The sequence below is a fragment of the Nodosilinea sp. AN01ver1 genome (assembly GCF_050565655.1).
Classification (GTDB): Bacteria; Cyanobacteriota; Cyanobacteriia; order Phormidesmidales; family Phormidesmidaceae; genus Nodosilinea.
The window spans coordinates 1-9,935 of the sequence record NZ_JBNXVS010000090.1 but is presented as its reverse complement, the minus strand read 5'-3'; the positions used below and the strand labels follow the sequence as shown (position 1 = coordinate 9,935).

Below are 9,935 nucleotides of genomic sequence, written 5' to 3'. Positions count from 1 at the left end.
TCATGGGGGACTGGGCAAACCGACGACTCCGGCCATGGCGATCGGCTTGTGCAATCGCTTGCTATCCACCCAGGAACTCCTCTGCCTGAGAGGGTTTCAAAGTATCTCCTGTTAACAGACCAGTGCCGAATTTTGTGTGAATCTCAATCCTAGGGATGAGAAATTAGGATTTTTTGCCCTATTAAGTGCAATTTCTGAACACTCCCATTTAAGGAATTTATGTCATTTCAGCTTCTTTTGGCAAAAAGAATTCTCAATAATCATCTTGAAATGGGAATTCTAAAAATCATTGCTAGTAGATGAATCTGAAAGATAAATCCGACATTCTGCAGGTTGACTTTTATTTTTTCATGTACATGCAAACTGTAAAAGGCTAGAAAGTAGAGTAGGCAAGGATCCCAGTAAAAATCGACAAAACATTCTTTGCAGGCAACGAAATTATTCGAAACATTTCGTGATTATTGACTCAGAGGCTAAAAGAGCGAGGATTCGATGTTAAACACTGGTTTTCCATAAGCACACACAGAAAGCTATTTGTCAATCTGCGGAATGTGGGACAAATGGCAATGAATTGCATCTTTAATCGTTTTAGGCCGTATAGATTGATATGACGTCACGAATGCCGTTATTGCTAAATAGGGATTGTGCTATAGCAATCCGAATTGATTCATGCAGGTGGGATGGGCAACATGCCCGTGCAGGCGTCCCGCCTGCCCTACGGTTTTTCACGATTCACGCAGGATTGCTATAGAGCAATTGTACTTTTTGGCCAGGTTATCTATAAACACCTTGAAGCCCTGCAAAATGAACCTAAATGGTTCCCATCTTTGGAGTAGGCATGAGATGACCTGCCTGTTGTAAGAGATCCTCTACTTTGAGTTCCCGTTGCTGGCTGAAAGCTTCTCGAAGTGCTCCCATAAATAGTCGATTGGTTAGATCTGAAGCTGTAAATGAAATGCCTTCATTCTTTGGCTCTTGTGAACCTGTCAAATGCACAAGTTTGGCAATTTGCTCCTCTTTCCACTCTAATTCTGGTAAGTATCTCCGGATGATATCTGCCCGCACTTCATCCGCAGGACGCTCAAAAAAGAGATCGAGGGCAGCACGTCGGCGAATAGCAGGATCAAGCGCGTCTGGGCGATTGGTGATAAAAATGACTGCGATCGCTAAACCTGTTAAACGCAAATTATCAAGCCGTTGCAGCAGAGTGTTCAACCCAGCTTTATCCTCATGGTGCATTTGCTGGGTGTCTCGTCGAGCAGCAAGGGCATCTGCTTCATCCAACAAAAGTAGCAGTGGTTCTTTTAGTGAGGCAGCCCGCGCTTCCGCCTGAGCAAAAGCCTGTACAATTAAGTCGCTCATCTCACCGACCAAACCCGTCCCCCGCACTTGTGAGTTGATTTTCAGGAGATGTACTTTTGCTTTGCTTCCAATTTGCCGTGCTAGAGCATCTCCGATTGTTTCCGCCAGTACTGTTTTCCCTGTTCCAACATCGCCCTCTAGAAGAATTAAGGGTGTGCGGTTATGCAGTTGCTTGCAGAGATGCAGTACATGTCCTTGGTGATGTTCACGGCTCCATGCTTCTATCCGTTGCGGATAAAGCAGCATTTCCAATTCAACCAACAATCGTGTCTTGTGTTCGTCAAGTCCTATCAAACTCTCGTAAAGACTTTTAGCTGTTTCATTGGGATATACCCGTTCCACCTCGAAGAACTGCTGAACTTGAGGTTTTGTTTGGCCTGCTCTCATACTGATAGGTTGTTTGAAAAGTTGTTCGTCAAAGTTGTTTGCAGAAGATGGTGGCTGTTCAGACGTACAGATTATCTGGATTTCGGAAAGAGCTTCCCCTCGACAAACTTGATTGAATTCTGCGATCACTCTTTTTAATTCATCCGGGGCAACTTGATAACCCTCTCTTTCCAAATAATTATTAAGAAAAGCTGGTAAGGCAGCTCGTTTAGCCAAATTCTTGGAGCGTGCCACCTGTTCTGCTTCGGCAACAATTTCTAAGACACTGGCACGTAATTTGCCTAGGGGTGCTCCATCTGTGCTAACTAAATAAACAGGAGTGTCTGTCATAATCTGGTAAAGCGACTGCGGTTCAAACCTAAACCATCCTTTGAATAACTCCGTTCAGCTGACCATTGACCACCGGTGTAATCCAGTCGGTTTGCTGGTTTCCATTGCAACTTCAGATCCTCTCGAATTAATTTCTTCTGGTCTTCAGGCATTCTTCGCCAGCGATCGCTGTAATTAGTACGTACTTGAAATTTAGCTGTGGTCAGGTCAAATCGATAACGAATACTACCGGAGCGATCGTCAGCCAAACCTATATCGCCCCAAACAACCTTGTAATCGAGTTCCTCCACAACAACATTGCTTCCTAAGCGTGTCCAAGTGAACTTAACCTGTTCAATTGCTTCCTCATCAATAAACACCCTGATGTCGTTAATTAGCTTCTGGGCATAGTCTTCTGAGAAATAGCCATAATGATCCAAAATTGCTAGCAGGTCTGCCTGCACTTTACGAGTGACATGAATGACCTTACTTTGAGTACTGGTTTGGGTAGTAGAACGTGTGTAACTAGACGACATTAACTAGTCTTCTCCTTCAGACAGAGCTCGAAATTCAGTCCCAAAAACTTGACACCACATATCTACAGCACCCTCCTCATCTCCATCCAATTCATAACTTTTGGCTTCCATCATCCAGTCATAAGCATCCTGTACTCTTTCCAGGTAACTCAACCGAGTCCCTTCTGTCCAATCCTTAGTGATATTATTCTCCAGATTTACAGAATCCATAATGACGACTTGACCTGATGGAAAGACCAATCCACTTGTATCGTGGTAGTCTTCAAAAACAATTGGTTCAAGAAATTGATGTTTGAGCAGAAAGGAGAAGATTTGTCGCAAACTACTTTGCCACTCGCTGGTAACACCATAAGCATCAAAGGCAGCAGCCGTTATTAGATCACAAAAAATAGAAGGCTGTGCTAAATCCTCTTGGCGGTTGTTCCACCACTTCATTAACCGCACGAGTCGATTAAACTTAACTGGCCCAGATACTTCATTGCTTTTGGCTGTTCGGCTACTGATGAACTCGTTATGACAGGTCACAGAGGTTAGCCGCCACCCATCTGAACGTGGAAGCCATCCTCCGTTCTCCAGACCTAACGAGTCGTCTCGGATGATTGGTGCTACATCCACATTAAGCTTAATCCCACTGCGAAACTTAACTCGAACAGCACTTTTTAGGGCTTCAAAATCCCCTTTGGGTTTATTAGGATAGATTTCGCGAAGCCGTTCACAGGTGAAATCTAAGAGCTTGTTTAAATCCTTCGACGTTGCCTCCGTGCCAGAATAGTAAGCAGCAAGGTCAACGTCAAATATATTGTCTGCTGTTCGACGCAGAGAGGTAAATTTGGCATTTGAGCCAGCTTTTAGAACCTTCTCCAACTTGAACGTGCCGTTTGCAGCCACTTTCCCCTTGAGCTGCTCTACCATGTAGTCAGTTTGTCGGTTCGCCTTATCTATGTGGTCATTGGTAGGACGGATATTTTTGACAAACCTGTTGAACCTGCCAACGATAGTCATAAAATCTGATCTTCAGGAGAATTTGCGTCGATCTTAGTACAAAAAAACTAAAACCGCCACATACAGAGTCTGAAAACAAAGCATAGATGACTCCTACATCTGGTCATAACCTGACGGTGGTTGAACAACACATTCTTCCCCAATGTATGCTTTCTCTAAATCGATTGCCCAATCATATCCCCGGTGATAATTCCATACAGTCACTGGTGGATGGATGTTTTCCGAGATTTGTTGCCCCAAGTGAAAGGCAAGGGCTACCGGACCTGCGTAGAAAAGATGAACCCTCTGACCTGCTGGCAGGTTTTGAGCAATCCAATCTAACGTCCGTCGAAATACCCGCCCGTACTCTCGTACTTGCTCCTCACTTTGAACGACACCACGTACAGGCTCAGGAACAACCGTCAAATCAATTTCAATTGCTCCTGATGGAGCAGCTGTAAGAGCTTGGTCAGATAAAACTTTGTAGCTAACTGAAACACGAAGAACAACGTCCTTCGCTGGCCAAGAGCGGGAACCAGGAAGCCCGTAAACTTCCATCGGTGGAAAATTCTGTTCTTTATTAGGCCACGCCCAGGTATCAGAACCAGGACTGGGATGAAAGTCATAAAACTTTACGGGTACACGATCGCTGATTAAATGACCCATCAATACCAATAATGGAATATGTGCCAACCCGTGAAAAACAAGGTCAGCTTCGTGAGAACGAGCGATCGTGGTAGCGAACACTCCTTGAGGATCCGTTAGTTGTTGAATCGCAGGTGTCAGATCAGTGAAGATCCCACCTTTTACTAGGGGAGTAAAATCTAATGAGACCCTCTCTCTTGTCCGGCCTTTAAGGTCATCATTTAGTCCGCTCAAAATTTCATCTGGGGCAATCACTCGGTTAGGTAAAGACTGAGCACAAATTATTAGTAGTGGCTTCTCTGACTTATTCAAAAGTCGCTCTGTATTGAGAGGAGGTACAGGGCGATCATGTAATAGCCCGATAGTAAATGCGGCGGCGGCATTGGCAGCATAACAATGCCAGTCATCATTTTTATCAGGATCAGCAAAATCACAAATCCCTCTAATCTCTACAAAACGAGGCGGAGTGTTGTGGCTCCTTGCTGCTCGTGCTACCCCTGCGCCCTCCATTGCTACGGCTGCAAGCTTGGGACATGCCTGCAAAAGTTGGGGGAGTGTTTCTAAATCAGCGATAACTTTTTCACCGCTTGCAATCGGTTCAAAATGAACATTGGGTAATGTATCTTTAAGTTGACGAGTCCCTGGTCGTACAACGGCAATTTTAGATTTCCACTCAGCTGCTTCATAGAAGTAAGCACGGCTGCGGAGTAATGTGTCAGTTGGAAATTGTTCTGAACGATGCTGCTCACCTGCTGCAGTCAACTTTGCTGGTTCGTAATAGAAGACGAATTTTGCGACAACTACATCACCCAGTTCAACCTTGTCGCGTACCCCGCCAGCAATCCCTACCATAAACAAATTTGCAGGTTGCCAGCGTTGTAGCAATCGAGTTGTGGCAGTAGCGGCTTCATCATTTCCCATATCTAGTAGCAGTGTTACCACTATTGTGTAACACTCATTTGTTCCTGGAATTTTGATGGAACCCCGGTAATACACCTGTGGCTCAAAATCCTCTTTGATAACCTCGTATTCATCAAGACGGCTCAACACCGCGTCACGCTCAATTTTGAGAGCCGTCACAATAGCAATGTCAACGAGGTATGTTTGCATAATCGCAATAAGGTAAGACCCTTTTGAATTAAATTCTAACCAGCTTGACAGACATTCGGCGCTGCTGAATTAAGGGATGAATCTAGAGGAACTGGGACATCGCCGAGCTTGAGGTAGTTAAGTATTGATCGGACAGGGTGAGCCAGCTTTTCTACGGACTTAGAATAGCAAAGTATCTTGCGGTGCAGTCAAGTTAGGTAGTGTCGCAATCGTGTGTTTTGCCTTCAATCCGAATCATGTCCGTTTTAGAGATAATCTGATCGATGAATACCTTGCTCAAATATTTGCTGCGCAATTAGCAGTCTAGAGAAAGCATCTATTTATTTATGGCTCTGAATAATTAGGTTGGCGATCGCAATGGAACAATTACCTTCTCCCGCACCATACTTTCGAGCTGCCCTTTAAGTTGGGTAACCAAGGCCTCGCTTTGGATTAACACCCCCAATTCCATGTTTAGGGAAAGGGCATATTCTGTCAGGTTGGCGCTACTGATGAAGAGTCGATGGTCATCTACGATCGCTCCTTTAACATGTAGCGATCCATATCGACCGTCTGCACCAACGGGGCGTTTTTCCTTGGGCCATACCAAGACCTGTGCTCTCTGGAGAATGTCGCGCCCAAAGGTGGCTTGCAATCCGTAGGCAATCTTGCCATCTCCTGACTCTGGGGTCTCTGCCAGGGTAGTGCATTTTAGTAAAGGACAGAGGAAAACGTAGGCGATTCCCGTTCTGCCAGCTTCTCTCTAACTTGGCGATTGTAGTCGTGGATGAACGTCCAAATCGCACCAATGTGATTCTCTAGCTTTTTGGAAAAGGACAGCGTCTTTCTCACTAGCCGGGAAATCCGCTGCCTCAAGGTGTTGTTCAGGCGTTCGATGTAGCTCGTCAAGCCACTGTCTTTGCCGACGGCAACATGCCGTTTGCTCGGAATCACGGTGACGTAGGCCTCCCAGTAATCGGTGTAGACCTTGGCACACTGTCGATATACCGCCGGGATGGACTGCCATAGGGCAATCGCTGATTCCCGAGAGCGATCTCCGATATGACAGCCGATGATCTCTCGGGTATCAGCATCGATCGCCACCCAGACCCACTGCTTGTTGCCTTTATTGTCGACAAAAGACCAGAGCTCATCCATCTGCACCTTGAGCTTGCCTTTGGCCTTGGGGACGACCGCTGCCGCTTTGGACACGGCGTCATAACATGCGTTGACATAGGTCTGGAGCCAGCTATCCGAGACATCGGTGACCCTGGCGATACCGGCTAATGGAATTTTCTCCAACAGCAGTAGATTAACGAAGGCCCGAGTATCCTTGTCTTTCGGCTTCCACTGGGGATCTTCGACGAACTGGCGGTTGCAGTCTCGGCACTTGTAGTTTTGTTTACCACGCCGGGTAGTGCCGTTCTTGGAGATGTCGTGAGACCCACAGGTTGGACAGGTCATCTCGATTGTCATGGAGCCTACTCCCCCAGAATCTAGAAGTGCAACGGCGTTACCTTATTTCTCTCTATCCTTTACATTAATCCACTACCTCTGCCAGAATGCGCAGTTGAATGCCCCTATCCAAGGCGACCGTGAGCGCCTGGACAATATCCGGCACCTTGTAAATAGCAAAGCTAATCAGGGTCAAATCGTGGTGACAGTCTTGAATCAGCTGAAGCAGAACCTGGTCTGTACGCCGAATCGCCAGGCTAGAGGTGCTTGGCCCAGTCCACACCAGATCGACCGCTAGTTCTCGCTGGCTAGCTTGCATGGCATAGGCTGCACTGGTAATGGCTGCCGCCAGCTCCCTACTCCCCCAGTTTAGCGACCTATCGTCTCGCCAAGCATTCAGCACATCTTGAACACTCCGCCGCAGTCGAGGATTGTGGACGGATTGGAGAATGATATTGGCCAGAACCTCACTATAGGGAGAATTGGCTTCGGCCAAGCGGCTTGAAAAATCCCTCAGCAGGGGCGCTGGCAGCAGGCCAACGGCACGGTGAATTTTGTCGAGCAGGGGAGACAACACCGATCAGTTCTGGAAAAAGGCTAGGGTTTTGTCAGCAAAGGTCGCCACCAAGAGGGAGCGATCTAAATACTTGTTTCCCCGTTCACAGGAGGTTTCAGGACTAAATAAGCAGGCATGACAGGCTGCCCAATGAGGGAGGGAGTGCCCTGGTGGGGTTTATGCTCAGCACAGAGCGGGTCAGAGGCACAAAGACGCATGCCCGCCAGCGCCTGGGTGATGTGGTATCCCAGGGTTTTGGGTTCCCCAAGACTGACCAACCCGCCCAGGGTACCTTCGCTGTCTGGGGCAGCGGTGTAGATTAAAACGCCTGCCTGGGGGCCGTTGTCATCCTCCGGTCTTTTGGAATAGATTCTTTCCCGTAGACTGGCAGCGTTGTAGCCGCATTCAATGGCCAACTGTCGCATCAGGGCATGGGCAAAGGAATGCATCAGCATGTAGCGCATGCCCGGAAAGGGGATCTTGGCGGGGTCAAGGTTGCGAGTCCGTAGCCACTGCTTTTGAGCCTCGCGGGTGCGTTGCCCCCGCTCAAACACCTGGGGCTGCTTTTCCCACGACTGTAGGTAGTTCTCCTCAAACTGCAAAAATATGCCCTCTCCTTTTACTTCGGTAGCTGGAACCCAGAGTGGGTCATTGCGGCTAATGGGGGCTCGAAACTCTGAGGGAATGTTGCCCGTATCGTCAAAGTCGCCGGGAGACTGAATCCGGGTAAACCCAACCAGTGCTCTCACCTCACGCAGGCGCTCCACCAAGACAATCTTGTCGAAGTAGGTTTCGTAGCCGACCGGCGGTGCTGCCGGACGCAGCTGAAATTCAGTCGTGTTCTGGGTCGCAACTGAAAGGGAAAAGACCTCCCATTCGGGAGTCTTCAAGTCTTGAGCATCGGTTTCTTCTTGGCCCTGCTGAATGGCCTCGATGGTTCCCCAGATATCCTCGGCGGAATATTTAGCGAATTCTTGAAGCTGGCCGGTGGCTTGCAGGGCCGACAAAAGCACCTGAAGAGTTTCTAGACTGGTTGCCTTACCGAGGATGACCCAGTTGTCTTGCACCAGCTGGGTCAGCTTATTAGAGGCGATAGGAATGGAAAGCGCCGATAGGGTGATGCCGAACCAGCCGTTAGACGCTCCCAGCAGCATGCCCCGCATTTGTTGGGAGCACTCTTCGTCAAAGCTGCGAATGTGGGGGTGGCGTCCTCGGCAGCGGGGCATGGTCTGTTTGCCCGATTCACCAAAAGCCTCTGATAAGCGACGGGCTTTGGCCTCACAGCCATCGCAGCGCACCATGATATCGGTGGCGGCTCCAGTAACGCCATACTCCTCGAACCGCAGGGATCCCTGGCAGTCTGATGGCCCCCGGTGAACGAAATAATGCCAGGGAAAATCGTCTAAGTGGCCATGCTCACAGGCGACTAGAAAACGGGACGGAATAACGGCAGGCGGCTTTTTGGCCTTGGGGCAATTTTTGTGGACATAGCGAGCTTCAGTGGGGCGATAGGGATTTGTTTTCAGCTCAAACAATTTCGACTGTAGAGGGGCCAGCAGGCGGCACCGAGGGCACACCATCCATGTCGGAAACGGAGAGACGGGAATGCCGATTCGGGCTGCCTCGTCGAAGGGATCAAAGCTGCCATCTGGATCCGGGGGCATTGGGGGCGATCGCAAGTCTTTGACCTGACTACCCAACTCCTGGCGCACAGCGGCCAGCAGGCGTTCTTCGTTGAGTTCCAGGGTGCGAGTTTTGTCCCACCCTTCTAGACCCATCACCATGGTCGAAAGGTTGGGCAAATCTGCGATCGCACCAATGCCATAGGTAAACAAAATCTGGCTGGGACGCAGCTCGCCGACGCGGTGGCGGTATGGGGATGCAGTCATGACGGCTCGATATAGGGCTGAGGGGTGCGGAAGTCGTCGTCGGGAGCCTGGTCGGTCAGCACCAGGTTGATGGTGGGCTCTACGTTACGGAGAGAATTGAGACAGGTAGAAAATTCCCATTTCCCCCGTCCAGCAGGTACCAGCAGATTGAGGGTCGTACCGTCTTTGGATTTGACCTGGTACTTCAGCTTGGCCCCGCCAATGGTGCGGGCTTTAGATAGCCAATCATCTAATTTTGATTCCAGCTCACGACGAATGTTCTGCGCAGTTTGAGCATCGGCGACTAGGCCAGCCCGGTGGACAATGGCCTCGACCGCTGCCTGGACGTAGGGGTGATTACGCTCTAGAGCTAGGGCTCTATCGTTACCGTTAAACTCTTCCCCAGCAAGACGAATTAAGGACACCAAAAGGGCAAACAGCCCTCGATAGGTCGCCCCAGGGGCAAAGGGCGTGACCGAGAGAGCCTCTACGTTTTGGTAGAAGGTGCCATGGTAGTGCTCAAACCGCTCGTAATGGGAGAGATCCCGAGGGCGTGCCCAGTTGTAAACAGTAATCACCAGACCCGGAAAAGTACGCCCCACCCGAGATGTGGCCTGGATCTGGTTGACTGACAAAAGCTGAGTCCAGGTCGCTGGGTGCCCTACTGTGCGGTAGTTTCGGAGATTGGAAGGGAGAAGGGGGAGCCAGCGTTCTAAGCTTAGATACCACTCAAAACCATGAACGCTG

At 49.0% G+C, this 9,935-nt stretch carries 9 protein-coding genes and 1 pseudogene; all 10 read right to left on the bottom strand.

The window, feature by feature from the left end:
• Window positions 1-810: 810 nt before the first annotated feature.
• The 10 genes and pseudogenes from ACQ4N7_RS29525 to ACQ4N7_RS29480 all read right to left on the bottom strand — a co-directional run bounded on the left by ACQ4N7_RS29525 (window position 811) and on the right by ACQ4N7_RS29480 (window position 9,823).
• Window positions 811-2,079 carry an AAA family ATPase gene (locus ACQ4N7_RS29525; RefSeq protein WP_430715007.1) on the bottom strand — a complete coding sequence of 423 codons (1,269 nt, stop codon included), beginning with the start codon at window positions 2,077-2,079 and terminating at the stop codon, window positions 811-813.
• Window positions 2,076-2,594 (bottom strand): hypothetical protein, encoded by a 519-nt coding sequence (locus ACQ4N7_RS29520; RefSeq protein ID WP_430715006.1) that lies wholly within the window; start codon window positions 2,592-2,594, stop codon window positions 2,076-2,078. The genes ACQ4N7_RS29525 and ACQ4N7_RS29520 overlap by 4 nt, the downstream gene beginning before the upstream one ends.
• 3 nt (window positions 2,595-2,597) lie before the next feature.
• Window positions 2,598-3,596, bottom strand: coding sequence for a CBASS oligonucleotide cyclase (locus ACQ4N7_RS29515; protein WP_430715005.1), 999 nt, complete (start codon window positions 3,594-3,596; stop codon window positions 2,598-2,600).
• Between the two features lie 93 nt (window positions 3,597-3,689).
• On the bottom strand, window positions 3,690-5,330 hold the full coding sequence (locus tag ACQ4N7_RS29510; protein ID WP_430715004.1) for an SAVED domain-containing protein: 1,641 nt from the start codon (window positions 5,328-5,330) through the stop codon (window positions 3,690-3,692).
• Between the two features lie 35 nt (window positions 5,331-5,365).
• Window positions 5,366-5,592 (bottom strand): annotated as a pseudogene (locus ACQ4N7_RS29505) (IS1 family transposase); the annotation flags it as partial.
• Between the two features lie 78 nt (window positions 5,593-5,670).
• Complete coding sequence (locus tag ACQ4N7_RS29500) at window positions 5,671-5,919, bottom strand: phospholipase D-like domain-containing protein (protein WP_430715003.1); 249 nt, start codon at window positions 5,917-5,919, stop codon at window positions 5,671-5,673.
• A 101-nt stretch (window positions 5,920-6,020) separates the two neighbouring features.
• Window positions 6,021-6,773 (bottom strand): IS1 family transposase, encoded by a 753-nt coding sequence (locus ACQ4N7_RS29495; protein WP_430711796.1) that lies wholly within the window; start codon window positions 6,771-6,773, stop codon window positions 6,021-6,023.
• A 76-nt stretch (window positions 6,774-6,849) separates the two neighbouring features.
• The gene (locus ACQ4N7_RS29490) at window positions 6,850-7,341 is read right to left on the bottom strand and encodes a hypothetical protein (protein WP_430715002.1); all 492 of its coding nucleotides are present in this window, start codon (window positions 7,339-7,341) and stop codon (window positions 6,850-6,852) included.
• Between the two features lie 62 nt (window positions 7,342-7,403).
• Entirely contained in the window at window positions 7,404-9,209 is a 1,806-nt protein-coding gene (gene drmB, locus ACQ4N7_RS29485; RefSeq protein ID WP_430715001.1) for a DrmB family protein, read from the bottom strand.
• Window positions 9,206-9,823, bottom strand: a complete 618-nt coding sequence (locus ACQ4N7_RS29480) for a hypothetical protein (protein WP_430715000.1) — start codon at window positions 9,821-9,823, stop codon at window positions 9,206-9,208. The genes drmB and ACQ4N7_RS29480 overlap by 4 nt, the downstream gene beginning before the upstream one ends.
• Window positions 9,824-9,935 lie beyond the last annotated feature (112 nt).

Excerpts from the sequence above, each read along its gene's own strand:
- ACQ4N7_RS29525 (WP_430715007.1), bottom strand. The coding sequence starts at position 2,079 with ATGACAGACACTCCTGTTTATTTAGTTAGCACAGATGGAGCACCCCTA.
- drmB (WP_430715001.1), bottom strand. The coding sequence starts at position 9,209 with ATGACTGCATCCCCATACCGCCACCGCGTCGGCGAGCTGCGTCCCAGC.
- ACQ4N7_RS29515 (WP_430715005.1), bottom strand. The coding sequence starts at position 3,596 with ATGACTATCGTTGGCAGGTTCAACAGGTTTGTCAAAAATATCCGTCCT.
- ACQ4N7_RS29520 (WP_430715006.1), bottom strand. The coding sequence starts at position 2,594 with ATGTCGTCTAGTTACACACGTTCTACTACCCAAACCAGTACTCAAAGT.
- ACQ4N7_RS29495 (WP_430711796.1), bottom strand. The coding sequence starts at position 6,773 with ATGACCTGTCCAACCTGTGGGTCTCACGACATCTCCAAGAACGGCACT.
- ACQ4N7_RS29510 (WP_430715004.1), bottom strand. The coding sequence starts at position 5,330 with ATGCAAACATACCTCGTTGACATTGCTATTGTGACGGCTCTCAAAATT.